11 protein-coding genes are annotated in these 17,014 nt (G+C 72.3%); 10 read left to right on the plus strand and 1 reads right to left on the minus strand.

What is annotated here, in order from left to right:
• Positions 1-489 precede the first annotated feature (489 nt).
• From ABGB17_RS18775 to ABGB17_RS18820, 10 genes are all read left to right on the plus strand, one after another.
• A complete protein-coding gene (locus tag ABGB17_RS18775) occupies positions 490-1,707 on the plus strand; it encodes a PHB depolymerase family esterase (protein WP_347631181.1) in 1,218 nt (405 codons plus the stop codon).
• A 75-nt stretch (positions 1,708-1,782) separates the two neighbouring features.
• On the plus strand, positions 1,783-1,992 hold the full coding sequence (locus tag ABGB17_RS18780) for an acyl-CoA carboxylase subunit epsilon (RefSeq protein WP_347631183.1): 210 nt from the start codon (positions 1,783-1,785) through the stop codon (positions 1,990-1,992).
• Between the two features lie 606 nt (positions 1,993-2,598).
• Complete coding sequence (locus tag ABGB17_RS18785; RefSeq protein ID WP_347631285.1) at positions 2,599-3,603, plus strand: DUF1702 family protein; 1,005 nt, start codon at positions 2,599-2,601, stop codon at positions 3,601-3,603.
• 235 nt (positions 3,604-3,838) lie between these two features.
• Positions 3,839-4,798 carry a DUF1702 family protein gene (locus ABGB17_RS18790; RefSeq protein WP_347631185.1) on the plus strand — a complete coding sequence of 320 codons (960 nt, stop codon included), beginning with the start codon at positions 3,839-3,841 and terminating at the stop codon, positions 4,796-4,798.
• A complete protein-coding gene (locus ABGB17_RS18795) occupies positions 4,795-6,753 on the plus strand; it encodes a VCBS repeat-containing protein (protein ID WP_347631187.1) in 1,959 nt (652 codons plus the stop codon). The genes ABGB17_RS18790 and ABGB17_RS18795 overlap by 4 nt, the downstream gene beginning before the upstream one ends.
• A gap of 5 nt (positions 6,754-6,758) precedes the next feature.
• Entirely contained in the window at positions 6,759-7,742 is a 984-nt protein-coding gene (locus ABGB17_RS18800; RefSeq protein WP_347631287.1) for an enediyne biosynthesis protein, read from the plus strand.
• Complete coding sequence (locus tag ABGB17_RS18805; protein WP_347631189.1) at positions 7,739-13,546, plus strand: type I polyketide synthase; 5,808 nt, start codon at positions 7,739-7,741, stop codon at positions 13,544-13,546. Before ABGB17_RS18800 ends, ABGB17_RS18805 begins: the two co-directional genes overlap by 4 nt.
• 3 nt (positions 13,547-13,549) lie before the next feature.
• On the plus strand, positions 13,550-13,990 hold the full coding sequence (locus ABGB17_RS18810) for an acyl-CoA thioesterase (protein ID WP_347631191.1): 441 nt from the start codon (positions 13,550-13,552) through the stop codon (positions 13,988-13,990).
• A 34-nt stretch (positions 13,991-14,024) separates the two neighbouring features.
• On the plus strand, positions 14,025-14,564 hold the full coding sequence (locus tag ABGB17_RS18815) for a flavin reductase family protein (protein WP_347631193.1): 540 nt from the start codon (positions 14,025-14,027) through the stop codon (positions 14,562-14,564).
• A complete protein-coding gene (locus tag ABGB17_RS18820; RefSeq protein ID WP_347631195.1) occupies positions 14,561-15,991 on the plus strand; it encodes a cytochrome P450 in 1,431 nt (476 codons plus the stop codon). The genes ABGB17_RS18815 and ABGB17_RS18820 overlap by 4 nt, the downstream gene beginning before the upstream one ends.
• A 99-nt stretch (positions 15,992-16,090) precedes the next feature.
• Here the strand turns inward: ABGB17_RS18820 and ABGB17_RS18825 are convergent, their stop codons facing one another.
• A complete protein-coding gene (locus ABGB17_RS18825) occupies positions 16,091-16,858 on the minus strand; it encodes an AraC family transcriptional regulator (protein WP_347631197.1) in 768 nt (255 codons plus the stop codon).
• Positions 16,859-17,014: the final 156 nt, after the last annotated feature.

The raw sequence follows: 17,014 nt of genomic DNA on the forward strand, positions 1-17,014 counted from the left end.
AATCCTTCCGGGTGCATCCCAGTGCGATGTGCTGCGGATCGATTCGACGAATGCGCAGGGACCAGACGAAAGCGTCCCGGTTCCCCCTGTCAAGGCTCACGGTCGCCCAGAGATGGGATCACCGAGACTGTCTGACTTCATCAGGATCGATCGATGTGGCGACAAGCAGGGCAGCATGCAAGTTGCAGGGCATGCCGGCGACCTTGACATGGGATGTCTCGATGGTTCGAGGATGAGAGGCGCATGGGCGAAGATGTCCCGGTCGCGACGGATTCATCGCGAGGACCACGAATCGATTCGATAAAACCGGAAATGTCACCACCGGCGCGACACCGTCGTCCGGCGGCGGGTGAGGTGGGGGCCGCGGTGTGGAGCAAGGGGCCATGTGCGTGGGCGGAAGAGTGTGGTGCCGGGATATGTCCGGGGTGTTAACGGCGACCTACGGTGGGCGGAACGGGATGGTGAGCCAGGTCACACAAGGAGCACGCCATGGCTGTCCTTCGTCCTCGTCCTCTGCGCTTCTCGCACCCTCTCCTCCTCGCCGTGGCCGCCGCGGTGGTACTCCTCGCCGCCCTCCTGCCGGGCGGGGTGGCGCGGGCGGCGTCGCTGACGCAGGTGGGATCGTTCGGGAGCAACCCGGGGAACCTCGCGATGTACGCGTACCGGCCGGACGGGCTCGGCGCCGGGCGCCCGCTGGTGGTGTTGCTGCACGGCTGCACGCAGAACGCCACCGGGTACTTCACCAATTCCGGGTGGCGCAAGTACGCCGACCAGTGGAACTTCGCGCTGGTGTTGCCGCAGACCGGCAGCGCCAACAACTCCTCCGGTTGCTACAACTGGTTCCAGACCGGGGACACCACGCGCGGCCAGGGCGAGGCGGCCTCGGTACGGGCGATGGTGGCGTACGCCGTGGCCAACTTCGGCACCGATCCCGGCCGGGTGTACGTGAGCGGCCTGTCGGCGGGCGGGGCGATGGCGGCGGTGATGCTCGCCACCTACCCCGACGTCTTCGCGGCGGGGTCGATCGGCGCGGGACTGGCGTACCGGTGCGCGAGCAGCCTCACGCAGGCGTCCTCGTGCCAGTACGGCGCGACGAGCAGGACCCCCCGGCAGTGGGGGGACCTGGTGCGGGGGGCCTACCCGGGACACTCGGGCCCGTATCCGCGGGTGGCGATCTGGCAGGGGTCGGCCGACCACACGGTCGTGCCCGCCAACGCCGCGCAGCTGCGTGACCAGTGGACCGACGTGCGCGGCGTCTCGCAGACGGCCACGTCCACACAGAGCCTGACCGGCGGTACCACGCTGCGGACCTACGGGAACGACGACGTGCGCCTGTACGAGATCTCCGGGATGGGGCACGGCCTGCCGGTGGACCCGGGAAGCGGCGCCGACCAGTGCGGCGCCACGGCGGCGTACTTCCTGGACACGATCTGCTCGGCCTACCACGACGCCCGCTTCTTCCGCCTGGACGGCGGCGCGCCCCCACCCACCCCGACCCCTACTCCCACCCCCACGCCGACCGTTTCGCCTGTGTGCGCCACGTCGAGCAACTACGCCCACACGACCGCCGGCCGGGCGTACCAGTCCGGCGGCTACACGTACGCCCGCGGCTCCGGCGACGCGATGGGGCTGTGGAACGTGTCCGTCATCCACACGCTCAAGCGGACCGGGACCGACCACTGGGTGCTCGCCGACGGGCAGTGCTGACGCGCCGCACGACGGAAGTTGTGCCACGCCACCACCGGAGGCGACGCTCGAAGAGCCGGACTCCGGGAGGTTGGCGTGGCACATTCCCCGTACCTGAAGGTGACCCGCGGCGACCCCACCCCCGAGGAGCTCGCCGCCCTGATCGCCGTCCTCACCCTGGTGGAGGACCCCGGCGAGGCCACCCCCGAACCTCCCCGCTCCCTCTGGTCGGACGCCGCCCGCACCACCCGCCGCTCCCTCCCCACGGGCCGCGACGCCTGGCGCTCCAGCGGCTGGACGAGCTGACCGGCCCCCGGCCCCACGCCATGCTCCGCACAGGCGCCGGATCAGCCGCCCCACTTCTCACCGTCGCGGCGCCGAGCCGGGGACGACCGTAACCGGCCTGCCCGGGGCGGCCGGGGCCATTCGGGGCGGCCGGGGCTATCGGGGCGGCCGGGGGCCACCGGGGCGGCCGGGGGCCACCGGGGCGGCCGGGGGCCACCGGGCTGCCGGGGCCACCGGGCTGCCGGGGCCACCGGGCTGCCGGGGCCACCGGGCTGCCGGGGCCACCGGGGCCGCCGGGGCCGCCGGGACTGCCGGGGGCGACCGGGGCTGCCGGGGCTGCCGGGGCCGTCGGGGCTGCCGGGGCCGCCGGGGCTGCCGGGGGCGACCGGGCCGACCGAGGCGACTGCGCGGTCCCCAGCACCCCGACCCCCCGACGTACCACGGCTCGTTCACGGGCCCTGGTTCGTCTGCGTGTCCCGGGTGGGAGTGGGGTGGGGGTGGGGTTGTTCGGGGGTGGGGGCGGAATGCGGCATAGCACCGCAATACGGGAGATGTGGGATAACTATTCGGTATATGACGATGAAATGGTCTTGCTGGTGGCGCCAGGACGGCCATCGGGCCGCCGTGATGTTGAGGAGGCCCATTGTGCCGACCTTGCTGGGGTCGATTCGAAGGCTGTTGCTGACGCCCTCCATGGCGGATGTGACATTTGAGGTACGGGGATTTCCCGTGACGCCTTCTGAGGTCACGCGGCGGCTGGAGGCCATTCCGCAGTCCGTGGTGTGCGGTTTCGAATGGGGAATCGACGCGCGGGACCAGTGGGAGGTCGAGCGGCGGCTCGGGCTCGTGGAGCCGGAGTTCCGGGGATTCGCCTACGAAGGGGCCACCATGGCCTTCACCGTTCTGGACGCCATGGGCGGTGGGCGTGGGCATCGGACGCGTGACCTGCTGATGGGGCCGGGGCGGCCGCACATCTTTCTCACCTATATCGGCGTGGGGTTCGCGATGGCACGGCTGCCGCGGCCGTTGTGGAAGAAGGTCATGCCTGATCTGACCGGGTCGGACTACTACCCGGTGATGACCTGGCTGGCGGTGGACGGGTACGCGTTCGACCGCGCCTATTTCGACACCCGGCGGTACGTGGACGAGCAGCGGCCCCTGGCGCCGTACCCGTGGGAGGGGACGCCCGACTACTTCCCCCGGGCCGCCGACCAGGGCATCGGGCGCTCCTTGTGGTTCATCCACGGCGGGGACCCCCTCGCCGTCGCCGCCGCGGTGCGGCGGTTCGCCGGGCACCGGCACGCGGACCTGTGGAGCGGCGCGGGGCTGGCCGCGACGTTCGCCGGCGGCGCCACCCCGGACGGGCTGCGGGTCCTGCGCGACGAGGCCGGCGAGTACCTGCCCGAGCTCGCCCAGGGCTCGGTGTTCGCCGCCAAGGCACGCCACTACGCGGGCTTCGTGCCCGAGCACACCGAGGCCGCGGCGGCCGTGCTGGCCGGGCTCACGATCGAGGGCGCCGTCGCCCTCGCCGACACCACCGCGGTGGCGCCGCGGGACGCGGGCCAGGTCCCGGCGTACGAGATGTGGCGCGGCAACGTCCGCGGGCGTCTGGCCGCCGCGAACGTCTCCTGATTCCCCGCCGCCGTACACGGGCGGCGCTCATCTGATTTCGCGCGCCTGAAATCAAACAAATGCACAGGAGCTCATTTCGCCATGCCCGCGTGCCGGCCGTTCATCTTCTCTGGTGCGCACGTTCAAAGTGGCTGGAGAACGGCCCTCACGAGTACATCTATATAAAGAAATAACCCCATGGACAAGGGGTGAACCCCCGGGGGAGGAGAGGTACTTGGCCAGCGTTCTGCGTTCATTGAGACGCCGTATAATGACACCTGACGTCTCGGAGACGAAGCTCGCGACCCGTGGTTTCCACGTGAAGAGCGACGCGGCCCGGGAATTGCTTGAGACGGTCGGTGAGACTTTTCTCGCCGGTTTCGCGCACGCCGTCGAGGCCCGCACCACCGCCGAGGCGGAGGAGCGGCTGGAGCAGATCCCCCGGCAGTTCCGCGGGTTCGCCTACGAGGGCGCCGGCATGGGCTTCGGCATCCTCGACGCGATGCCGTTCTCCGGCGGGCGCAAGGTCGCGGACTTCCTCGCCGGCCGCGGCGACGACCACGTCTACATGGTGTACGTCGGGGTGGGCTGGGCGATGGCCCGCCTGCCCCGTTTCCTGTGGCCGAAGCTGCACGCCCCCGACCCGCTGCTGAAGTGGCTGGCGCTGGACGGCTACGGCTTCCACCAGGCGTACTTCAGGACCGCCCAGTACGTGCACGGGCAGTACCAGGACCCCGGCTTCACCTGGCCTGGCGGCGGTTCGCCCGTGTACGCCAACCGGGTCCTGGACCAGGGCATCGGGCGGGCCATGTGGTTCGTCGGCGGCACCGACCCCGACGTGGTCGCCTCGTTGATCGACAAGTTCCCCGAGCCCCGCCGCGCCGACCTGTACGCCGGCGCGGGCCTCGCCGCCAGTTACGCCTGCGGCGCCGAGGAGGAGGAGCTCCACCGCCTGGCCGAGCACGCCGGGCCGTACCGCCCCCATCTGTTCCAGGGGTCCGTGTTCGCGGCCGAAGCGAGGCTGCGCGCCGGGCTCGTCGTGCCCCACACGCTGCTCGCCACCGGCGTGTTCTGCGGCACGACCCCGGAGCACGCGGCGCGGATCAGCGCCGAGAACCGTCCCGACCAGCCGATCCAGGGTGATGTGCCCGCCTACGAGGTGTGGCGCCGGCGCATCGCCGACCAATTCGTCTCTCTTGGAGGTGTGAGCCAGTGACCGCGACAGTTGGCTGGCTGCGCAGGCAATTGCCGGGAATCGTCGCTCTGGTACTGATCACGAGCGTCTTCCTGATCGCCCGCCTGCCCACGTACTCGGCCGCGGAAACGGCGGGCATCGCGAGCAAGTACTCCTTCTCGCCGATGTCCATCGCGCTGCCCAGCGGATACACGCAGAAGACGGTCCGCGAGGTCAACAAGGACTACACGCACATCGACGCGTGGATCTCCTCGGTCGGCGCGGCCATCGCGATGAACGACCTGGACGGCGACGGCCTCTCCAACGACCTGTGCCTCGTCGACACCCGGATCGACCAGGTCGTGATCACCCCGACCCCCGGCGCCGGCTCCAACCGCTACGCGCCCTTCGCGCTGAGCCCCGGCACCCTGCCGACGAACGGCGTCATGGCCCCCATGGGCTGCGTCCCCGGTGACTTCAACGAGGACGGCCGCCGCGACCTGCTCGTCTACCTGTGGGGCCGCACCCCGATCGTGTACCTCGCGAACGCCTCGGCCACCAAGCTGGACGCCTCGGCGTACACCCCGCGCGAGCTGGTGCCCGGCGCCAACTCCTCCGGCGGCAAGTACACCGGCCCGCAGTGGAACACCAACGCCGCCACGGTGGCCGACTTCGACGGCGACGGCCACGACGACATCTTCATCGGCAACTACTTCGAGGACGGCCCCGTGCTGGACCCGAAGGTCGCCGGCGGCGTGCACATGAACCACTCGATGTCGGACGCCAGCAACGGCGGCGAGGACTACTTCTTCCGCTGGACCGGCGCGAGCGCGGACTCGGTGACGTACCAGAAGCTCGACGGCGTCCTGCCGGTGTGGGTCTCCAAGGGCTGGGAACTCGGCGCGGCGGCCAACGACCTCGACGGCGACCTGCTGCCCGAGCTGTACCTGGCCAACGACTTCGGCCCCGACCGCATGCTCTACAACCGCTCCACCCCGGGGAACATCAAGTTCTCCTTGGTGGCGGGCGTGCGGACCCCGCTGATCCCCAAGTCCAAGTCGGTGGGCCACGACTCGTTCAAGGGCATGGGCCTGGACTTCGGCGACCTCAACGGCGACGGCGTCTACGACATGTTCGTCAGCAACATCACGACCTCGTTCGGCATCCAGGAGAGCAACTTCCAGTTCGAGTCCACGGTGAAGGACAAGGCCGAGCTGCGCGCCAGGCTGCGCGACGGCAAGGCGCCCTGGGAGGACAAGAGCGCTCCGGCGGGCACCGCGTGGTCGGGCTGGGGCTGGGACGTCAAGATCGAGGACTTCAACAACAGCGGCGTCCCCGCCATCGCGCAGGCGACCGGCTTCGTGAAGGGCCAGATCGACCGGTGGCCGCAGCTCCAGGAGCTGGCCACGGCCAACGACCAGATGCTGCAGAACCCGTTCTGGTGGCCGAACGTCCGCGAGGGCGACGACATCGGCGGCAGCCAGACGCTGCACCTGTTCGCCAAGGGCCCGGACGGCCGGTACGCCAACGTGGCGCCGAGCCTCGGCCTGGCCGTGCCGGTGCCGACCCGCGGTATCGCCACCGGTGACGCCGACGGCGACGGCCGGATCGACATGGCGGTGGCCCGCCAGTGGGACGCCCCGGTCTTCTACCAGAACACCAGCCCCGGCGCGGGTTCCTTCCTCGGCCTGAAGCTGACCAAGCCCGGCGGCACCACCGCCGGTTCGTCCGAGGGCGCGGGCATCCCGGCCACCGGCGCGCAGGTCAAGGTGACGACCCCGGACGGGCGCGTGCACATCGGCCGCGTCGACGGCAGCAGCGGCCACTCCGGCCGGCGCAGCAGCGACGTGCACATCGGTCTCGGCGGCGGTGTCACCGGTGCGGTGAAGACCGAGATCAGTTGGCGCGACGCCGCAGGCAAGGTCCACCAGCAGGTTCTCCAGCTCACCCCGGGCTGGCACTCGCTCGAGCTCGGCCAGCAGGCCAAGGAGAAGTGATCGAGATGACCGACAAGAAGCCGAGCGCTCCGCCGCGGCACGACCCGAAGGTCGTCATCGCGCTGCGCAACTTCGCGATCTCCATCAGCGTCTTCAACATTCTCGGCTACATCCTCCTCGGTTTCGAGCAGCCGTGGTTGTGGCCGTTCATCGCCCTGGCCACCGGTTACTCCACCGAGATCGGCCTGGAGTGGATCGGCGCCAGGGTCGAGGGCCGCGCTCCCCGCTACGCCGGCAACGGCCTGCGCGGGCTGGTCGAGTTCCTCTACCCGGCGCACATCACCAGCCTCGCCATGAACATGCTGATCTACGTCAACGACCAAGTGCTCGTGATGATGTTCGGCGTGGTCGTGGCGGTCGGCGCCAAGTGGGTGCTGCGCGCCCCGGTGAAGGGCCGCATGCGGCACTTCATGAACCCGTCCAACTTCGGCATCGCCGTGATCCTGCTGGTGCTGCCCTGGGCGAGCATCGCGCCGCCGTACCACTTCACCGAGCACCCCGACGGCTGGGTGGACTGGCTGATCCCCGGCCTGATCATCGTCGGCGGCACCATGCTGAACGGCAAGCTCACCGGCCGCATGCCGCTGATCCTGGGCTGGGTCGGCGTGTTCGCCCTCCAGTCGATCGTCCGCGGCATCCTGTTCGACACCTCCATCTCCGGTGCCCTCGCCACCATGACCGGTGTCGCGTTCGTGCTGTTCAGCAACTACATGGTCACCGACCCGGGCACCAGCCCGTCACGGCCGGCGAACCAGGTGCTGTTCGGCGGCGGCATCGCCGCGCTGTACGGCCTGCTGATGGCGGTGCACATCCCCTACGGCCTGTTCTTCGCCACCGCGGGCGTCTGTGCCATCCGCGGTTGCTGGTTCTGGGGGCTGCACCTGGCCAACAAGGCCCGCGAGCAGCGTGAGGCCCAGGCGCTGCGCGCCGCGCAGGCGACCGTGGACAAGGCGCCGGCGACCGCCCAGAAAGAGGTCGCTGCGGTATGACAAGGATCGCGATCGTCGGCATGGCGTGCCGCTACCCGGACGCGGCCTCGCCGAAAGAGCTGTGGGAGAACGCTCTCGCAGGCCGGCGCGCCTTCCGACGGCTTCCCGACGTGCGCATGCGGTCGGAGGACTACTGGGATCCCGATCCGGGGGCCCCGGACCGTTTCTACGCGCGCACCGCGGCCGTCATCGAGGGCTACGAGTTCGACCGGATCGGTTACAAGATCGCGGGCAGCACGTACCGCTCGACCGACCTCACCCACTGGCTCGCCCTCGACATGGCGGGCCGCGCGCTCGCCGACGCCGGCTTCCCCGGCGCGGAGGGCCTGCCGCGGGAACGCACGGGCGTCGTCGTCGGCAACACCCTGACCGGGGAGTTCACCCGGGCGAACGTGATGCGGCTGCGCTGGCCGTACGTGCGGCGCACGGTCGGCGCGGCCCTGAAGGACCAGGGCTGGGACGACGACCGGCTGGCGGCGTTCCTCGCCGACCTGGAGGCGGGCTACAAGGCCCCCTTCCCGGCCATCGACGAGGACACCCTGGCCGGCGGCCTGTCCAACACCATCGCCGGGCGCATCTGCAACCACTTCGACCTCAACGGCGGCGGCTACACCGTCGACGGCGCGTGCTCCTCGTCGCTGCTGTCGGTCACCACCGCCTGCAAGGCGCTCATCGACGGTGACATCGACGTGGCCGTCGCGGGCGGGGTGGACCTGTCCATCGACCCGTTCGAGATCGTCGGCTTCGCCAAGACCGGCGCCCTGGCCAGGAGCGAGATGCGGCTGTACGACCGCAACTCCAACGGCTTCTGGCCGGGCGAGGGCTGCGGCATGGTCGTGCTGATGCGTGAGGCGGACGCCGTGGAGCAGCGGCGCCGCGTGTACGCGAGCGTGGCCGGGTACGGCATCTCCTCCGACGGCAAGGGCGGCATGACCCGCCCCGAGGTCAGCGGTTACCAGCTCGCACTCCGGCGCGCCTACGAGCGCGCCGGGTTCGGCATGGACACCGTCGAGCTGTTCGAGGGGCACGGCACCGGCACCGCGGTGGGCGACCTCACCGAGCTGACCGCGCTGTCGCGCAGCCGCGCCGCGGCGGGGCCGGCCGAGCGTCCGGCCGTGGTCACGTCCATCAAGGGCATGATCGGCCACGCCAAGGCCGCGGCCGGCGTGGCCGGCCTGATCAAGGCGGCCATGGCGGTGCACGACCAGGTGCTGCCGCCCGCCATCGGGTGCGTGGAGCCGCACCGGGTGCTCACCGAGGACGGGGCCGCGCTGCGCGTGCTGCGCAACGCCGAGCCCTGGCCGTCGGGGGCGCCGGTGCGGGCGGGTGTCACCGCGATGGGCTTCGGCGGCATCAACACCCACGTGGTGCTGGAGCGCAGCGGCCCGCGCCGCCGCGTGCCGCTGTCCACCCGCACCCGGCAACTGCTGCGTGCCGTGCAGGACTCCGAGCTGCTCGTCGCCGACGCCACCTCCCCGGAGGCGCTGCGCGAGCGGCTCACCGAGCTGGCCGCGTTCGCCGCCACCGTGTCGTACGCCCAGCTCTCCGACCTCGCGGCCACCCTGCAGTCCGAGCTGCGCGACCTGCCGTACCGGGCCGCCGTGGTGGTCACCTCGCCACAGGACGCCGAGCAGCAGTTCCAGAAGGTGATCGCGGCGCTGGACGCGGGGGAGACCCGGCTGCTCGCCCCCGGCGGCCGGGCGTTCCTCGGCCACGCCGAGGGCACCGGCCGCGTCGGCTACCTGTTCCCCGGCCAGGGCTCCGGCCGCGGCACCAGCGGCGGCGCGCTGCGCCGGCGTTTCGCCGAGGTCGAGGAGATCTACGAGGAGGCGGCGCTGCCCGCCGGCGGCGACATGGTGGCGACCGCGGTGGCGCAGCCCCGCATCGTCACCGGGTCGATGGCCGGTTTGCGTGCGTTGTCCCTGCTCGGGGTGGAGGCCGACGTGGCGCTCGGCCACAGCCTCGGCGAGTTGTCGGCCCTGCAGTGGGCCGGCGCGATGGACGAGACCACGCTGCTGCGGATCGCCGCGCTGCGCGGCCGGGCCATGACCGAGCACAGCGCCTCGGGCACCATGGCCGGGGTGCGGGCGGCGCCCGAAGTGGTCGCCGACCTGCTCATCGGCCTGCCGGTCGTCATCGCCGGGTACAACGGGCCGGACCAGACCGTGATCGCCGGGCCGGTGGACGCCGTCGAGGCCGTGGGGCGCCGCGCCGCCGAGGCGGGGCTCACCTGCACGGCCCTCGCGGTGTCGCACGCCTTCCACTCGCCGCTGGTCGCCCCCGCGGCCGAGGAGTTCGGCACGGCCCTGGTGGACGAGGAGTTCGGGCCGGTCACCCGCCGGGTCGTCTCCACGGTCACCGGGCAGGTGCTCGCGCCCGCCACCGACATCCCGGCGCTGCTGCGGCGGCAGATCACCGACCCGGTGCTGTTCAGCCAGGCGGTGCAGCTCGCGGCCAAGGACATCGACCTGTTCGTCGAGGTCGGCCCCGGCCGGGTGCTGAGCGGCCTCGCCGCCTCGGTGTCCGACGTGCCCGCCGTGGCGCTCGACACCGACGACGAGTCGCTGGCCGGGCTGCTGCGGGTCGCCGCGGCGGCGTATGTCACCGGCGTGCCCGTGGTGCTGGAGGAGCTGTTCCACGGCAGGCTCACCCGGCCGCTGGAGGTGGGGACCGAGTTCTCGTTCTTCGCCAGCCCGGTCGAGCAGGCGCCGGAGATCCGTGTCGGTGCCCGCACCGCCGCGCCGATCCCGCGGCCCGCCGCCGTCCCCGCCGGGACCTCCACGCCCGCGGGCGAGGAGACGGCCGGGGAGTCCAGCGTCGACCTGCTGCGCCGCCTCGCGGCCGAGCGGGCCGAGCTGCCGCTGGAGATGGTGCGCGAGGACAGCAGGCCGCTGGACGAGCTGCACCTCAGCTCGGTCACCGTCATGCACATCATCGCCCAGGCCACCCAGCGGCTCGGCGTGCCCGCCGGGCAGGCGCCGACCAACCTCGCCACCGCCAGCCTGCGCGAGCTCGGCGAGGCGCTGGACGAGCTGGCCAAGGGCGCCAAGCAGGGCACCGCGGTGAGCACCGCGGTGGCCGGCGCGGCGGCCTGGTCGCGTCCGTTCACCGTGGACCTCGACGAGGTGCGCCTCCCGGCGAGGACCGCGCCGCGCGAGGAGGGCCGCTGGCAGGTCTACGCGCAGGACTCCCCGATCGCCGAGCCGCTGCGGCAGGCGCTGGAGCGGGAGAACCTCGGCTCTGGCGTGCTGGTGTGCCTGCCGCAGGACTGCGCCGAGGAACACCTGGCGCAGGCGCTGCTCGGCGCGCAGAAGGCCATCGGCGGCGCCCCCGGCACACGGTTCGTGCTGGTCCAGCACGGGCACGGCGCCGCGGGCCTCGCCAAGACGCTGTCGCTGGAGGCGCCGCACCTGCGCGTCACCATCGTGCACCTGCCCGCCGCCGCCGACGCGACGGCGCGGGTGGTGGCCGAGGTCGCCGCGACCAGCGGGTACGCCGAGGTGTACTACGACGCCGCGGGCGTGCGGCGCGTGCCGACCATGCGCGCCATGCCGGTGCGCGCCGCCGTCACCGAGCAGCCGCTCGGCGACGGGGACGTGCTGCTGGTCACCGGAGGCGGCAAGGGCATCACCGCCGAGTGCGCCCTCGCCGTGGCCGCCGACACCGGCGCGGCCCTGGCCGTGCTCGGCCGCTCCGACCCCGCGGGGGACCCGGAACTGGCCGGGAACCTGCGGCGGATGGCCGGCACCGGGGTCGCCGTGCACTACGCGCGGGCCGACGTCACCGACGCCGAGGCCGTGCGCCGCGCGGTCGCCGAGGTGGAGGCGGCCCTCGGGCCCGTCACCGCGGTGCTGCACGGCGCCGGGCGCAACGAGCCCGCTGGGATCGCGAGCCTGGACACGGCCGCGTTCCGCCGCACCTTCGCCCCCAAGATCGACGGCCTGCGCAACGTGCTCGGCGCCGTGGACGAGGGCCGGCTGCGGCTGCTGGTGACGTTCGGCAGCATCATCGGCCGGGCCGGGCTGCACGGCGAGGCGCACTACGCCACCGCCAACGAGTGGCTCGCCGAGCTGACCCGCCAGGCGGGGGAGCGCAACCCCGGTTGCCGCGCCATCTGCATGGAGTGGTCGGTCTGGTCCGACGTCGGCATGGGCGAGCGCCTGTCGGTGGTGGACGGCCTGGCACGCAAGGGCGTCACCGCGATCTCGCCCGAGCAGGGCGTGGCCATCATGCGGCGGCTGGTCTCCGACCCGGCGACGCCGCCGGTCGTGGTGATCAGCGGGCGCACCGAGGGCATCGACACCGTGCGGTACGACCTGCCGCCGCTGCCGCTGCTGCGGTTCGTCGAGAAGCCGCTGATCCGCTACCACGGCGTGGAGCTGGTCACCGAGGTCGAGATGAACGCCGGGACCGACCTCTACCTGGCGGACCACCTGCTGGACGGCAACCTGCTGTTCCCCGCGGTGTTCGGCATGGAGGCCATGGCCCAGACCGCCGCGGCGGTCACCGGGCGCGACGTCGTGCCGGTCATCGAGTCGGCCGAGTTCATGCGGCCGATCATCGTGCCCCCGGCCGGCAGCGGCACCATCAGGATCGCCGCCACCGTCGTCGACGACGACACGGTGGAGGCGGCCATCCGTAGCTCGGAGACCGGCTTCGACGTCGAGCACTTCCGCGCCACGCTGCGGCTCACCGGGGAGGGCGCGCCCGACGGCCCGCCGGACCAGGCGGGCGACGGCCTGCCGCCGGTGCCGATGGACCCCGCCACCGAGCTGTACGGCGACGTGCTGTTCCAGGGCGGCCGGTTCCACCGGCTGCGCCGCTACCACCGGGGCGCCGCACGCCACGTCGACGCCGACGTGGCCGCGCTGGACGCGCGGGACTGGTTCGCCGGGTACCTCCCCGGCGAGCTGCTGCTCGGCGACCCCGGCATGCGCGACGCCCTCATGCACGGCAACCAGGTCTGCGTGCCGGACGCCACGCTCCTCCCGGTCGGGATCGAGCGCGTCCACCCCGGCGGCGCCGCCCTGGCGGAGTCAGGCGAGCTGCGGTACTGCGCCACCGAGCGCAGCCGCGAGGGCGACACCTACTTCTACGACATCGCGGTGCGCACCCCCGCGGGCGAGGTCGTGGAGCGGTGGGAGGGCCTGCGGCTCCAGGCGGTGCGCAAGAAGGACGGGCGCGGCCCCTGGCTCGCCCCGCTCCTCGGGTCGTACCTGGAGCGCACCCTGGAGGACCTCACCGGCACCCGGGTCGCGATCGCCGTGGAACCGCACGGCGCCGGCGACACCGCGGGTCCCACGGAAGCGGACACCCTGGCGCGGGCCCGTACGGCCGTCGCCGCGGGCCGCGCGCTCGCCGGGCCCGCGGAGATCGGCTTCGCGGCGGACGGCCGGCCCCTGCCGTACGACGGGCGGGCGGTGTCCGCGGCGCACGGCGCGGGCGTCACCCTGGCCGCCGTGGCGGCGGACGCCGGGCCGGTGGGCTGCGACGTCACCCCGGTCACCGGGCGCACGGCGCAGGAGTGGACGGACCTGCTCGGGGAGCGCGCCGCGCTCGCCGGCGAGGTGGCCGCGGTCACCGGCGAGTCGCCGGACGTCGCGGGTGCCCGCGTGCTGGCCGCCGTCCGCTGCCTCACCGCCGCGGGCCTCGGCGAGGCCGTTCCCCTCACCCTCACCCCGGCCGGGCGGGACGCGTGGGTCGTCCTCGCCGCGGGCGGCACGCGGGTCGCGACGCTCGTCACGACGCTGCGGGACGCCCCCCAGCCGGTGGTGTTCGCACTCCTCACCGAAGGGCGGTCCTAGGCCATGGCCGGCGGGTCGAGCAACTACTTCGAGTACCAGCACACCGTGGGATTCGAAGAGACCAACATCGTGGGCAACGTCTACTACGTCAACTACCTGCGGTGGCAGGGCCGCTGCCGCGAGATGTTCCTCAAGGAGCGTGCCCCGCAGGTGCTGGACGAGCTCCAGGACGACCTGAAGCTGTTCACCCTGAAGGTCGACTGCGAGTTCTTCGCCGAGATCACGGCGTTCGACGAGCTGTCCATCAGGATGCGCCTGCTCGACCTGGCGCAGACCCAGGTCGAGTTCACCTTCGACTACGTGCGGCTGGACCCGGGCGACGGCGAGACCCTCGTCGCCCGGGGGCGCCAGCGCGTGGCCTGCATGCGCGGCCCCAACACCCGTACGGTCCCCGCCAGGGTTCCCGAGTCCCTGGTCGCGGCCCTCGAACCGTACGCCGCGTAGGCGCGGATCCGAGAAAGCAAGCCAGGAGGTAAGCGTGAAACTCAGCGACACCGTGCCCTATCGCGAGGTGACGGACGTCAAGACCCTGCGGCGCGCGTTCGGGACGTTCGCCACCGGCGTCACGGTGGTGACCACCGGCGGGCCGAGCCCGCACGCCATGACCGCCAACTCCTTCACCTCGGTCTCGCTGGAGCCGCCGCTGGTGCTGATCTGCGTGGACCGGGGCGCGGTCATGCACCAGTGCCTGAGCGACGCCGGCGCGTTCGGGGTGTCGGTGCTCGCCGCGCACCAGGAGCCGGTGGCCATGCACTTCGCCAACCGCTGGCGCACCCTCGGCGCGGCGCAGTTCGACGCGGTCGACTGGCTGCCCGGCGCGGCGACCGGCGTGCCGCTGCTCAGCGGCACGCTCGCCAGCTTCGAGTGCGAGCTGTGGCGCACCTACGACGGCGGCGACCACACCATCTTCATCGGCAAGGTGCTGTCGCTGCACCAGCAGACCGACCAGGAGGCGCTGCTGGTGTTCAAGGGCCGGTTCCGGCAGGTCGGGCCGGACTGGAGCGAGGTGATCACATGACGATCACCGGGGCGCCGCCCGCGGCGGCGCCCCCCGCGGGCCCGCGCAGAGTGCCGCCGGGGCCGTCCCGCTGGTCGGGGCCCGCCCTGTTCCGCAAACTGGCGGGGGACCGGCTCGGGCTGATGTCGGTCGCCGCGTCGTACGGCGACGCGACGCTGCTCAGCATCGGGCCGAAGAAGATGTACTTCTTCAACCACCCCGACCACGCCAAGCACGTGCTCGCCGACAACGCCGCCAACTACCACAAGGGCGTGGGCCTGGTGCAGGCCCGGCGGGCCATCGGCGACGGGCTGCTCACCAGCGAGGGCGAGCTGTGGCGCAAGCAGCGCCGCACCATCCAGCCGGTGTTCCAGAACAAGCGCATCTCCCAGCAGGCCGGCGTCATCGCCGCCGAGGCGGCCACGCTGGTGGACCGGCTGCGGGCCCACCAGGGCAAAGGGCCGGTGGACGTCGTCAGGGAGATGACCGGGCTCAGCCTCGGCGTGCTCGGCCGCACCCTGCTGGACGCCGACCTCGGCGCGTTCGGCTCCATCGGGCAGTCGTTCGAGGCCGTGCAGGACCAGGCGATGTTCGAGCTGGTGACGCTCGGCATGGTGCCGCTGTGGGCGCCGCTGCCCAAGCAGCGGCGTTTCCGCAAGGCCCGCGCCGAGCTGCAGCGCGTCGTCGACCACCTGACCGCCGAGCGCCTCGCGCGCACCGGCACCGGCGGGGACGACGTCATCTCCCGGCTCATCGTCTCCACCCGCGAGGAGGCCGACCCGCGTGTCGGGCGGCTGCGGATGCGCGACGAGCTGGTCACGCTGCTGCTCGCCGGGCACGAGACGACCGCGAGCACGCTGTCGTGGACGTTCTCGCTGCTGGACAAGCACCCCGAGGTGCGGGAGCGGCTGCGCGACGAGGCCGTGGAGGTGCTCGGCGACCGGCTGCCGGTCTACGAGGACCTGCACCGGCTGCGGTACACCGCGATGGTCGTCGAGGAGGTCATGCGGCTGTACCCGCCGGTGTGGATGTTGCCGCGCGAGGCCCAGGGCGACGACGAGATCGGCGGGTACCACGTGCCGGCCGGGTCGGACGTGCTGATCAGCCCGTACACGCTGCACCGGCACCCGGCGTTCTGGGAGGAGCCCGACCGGTTCGACCCCGGCAGGTTCGACCCGGACCGGCCCTCCAGCCGTCCCAGGTACGCGCACATCCCGTTCGGCGCGGGGCCGCGCTTCTGCGTCGGCAACCACCTCGGGATGATGGAGGCCACGTTCGTGATCGCCATGGTCGCCCGCGACCTGCGGCTGGCCACGGTGCCCGGCTACAAGGTGGTCCCCGAGCCCATGCTGTCGCTGCGCATCCGCGGCGGGCTCCCGATGACCGTCCACCCCGCCGAGGGGTCGTCGTCCGCGAGCGGGCGGCGGGTCGCGGGGCTGGCGGGCTGACCGGCGCGTGAACGCCGCCCGGACCTTCGGGTCCGGGCGGCGTACGCGCGCAGCGGGTTCTCGTGCGGGCCCTCGCGTGCCCGCGTGGTGCCGTCCGGGTCACCCCGCCTGGCGGACCGCCTCGTCCAGCAGGTCGCGCAGGGCGAGCAGCACCGGGGGGTCGAACGGACGCATCGGGCGGAGCTGGACGTCCGCCGGCCGGGGCACCGTGCCGGGGCGGATCGTGATGGGTCCGTGCCGGCCGACGCACAACGCCTCGTCGCCGCCCGGCGGGTGGTTCATCGCGTCCTCGCGGCCCGCCGCCACCGACTGGGCGATCAGGTGCCATTCCCCCTGCGGCACGTCCTCGAGCACGTAGGGGCCCGGCCGGCCCAGGATGGTGTACCGCACCGGGCGGCCCTCCAGGATGCGGTCGGGGAACAGGCCGGCGAACACCGGCCGGTCGGGCAGCGGCGAGGTGATGGCGCCGCGCACCGTCGAGGTGAAGCCGTTCCTGGTGCCGTTCCGCGCGCCGATCAGCGTCGGCCCCGGCACGGCGCCCTCCAACTGGCGGTACTTGGTCGGCGAGACGCCCACGCTGCTGGTGAACCGCGAGCTGAACGTCCCGACGCTGGAGTACCCCACCCGGTGGCTGATGTCGGTGACGGTCAGCGACGTGGAGGCCAGCAGCCGCTTGGCCTCCTGCAGCCGCACCGCCGACAGGAACCGGCCGGGGGACAGGCCGGTGACACGCTGGAATACACGGGAGAAGTGGAACTTGCTGAACATCGCCGTGCGTGCCATGTCGTTGATGGTGAGTTGTTCACTGAGATTCTCATGCATGCTTTTGACGACGCGCATGACGGCCTGTTCGAGTTCCTTCTCCATCGCCCCTCCCGCGCATCGGAGGTGAAACACGCCCGCCTGGATCGAACGGGGGAAATGAATGAATTCCGCCCGTCTTTGGTGTGAGACCCGGGAAAAGCCCGAACACGCCACATCAACAGCACGGGGCCGATGCCATCAACAATTGGCCGCCAGGGG

The organism is Sphaerisporangium sp. B11E5 (assembly GCF_039871875.1).
Lineage (GTDB): Bacteria > Actinomycetota > Actinomycetes > Streptosporangiales > Streptosporangiaceae > Sphaerisporangium.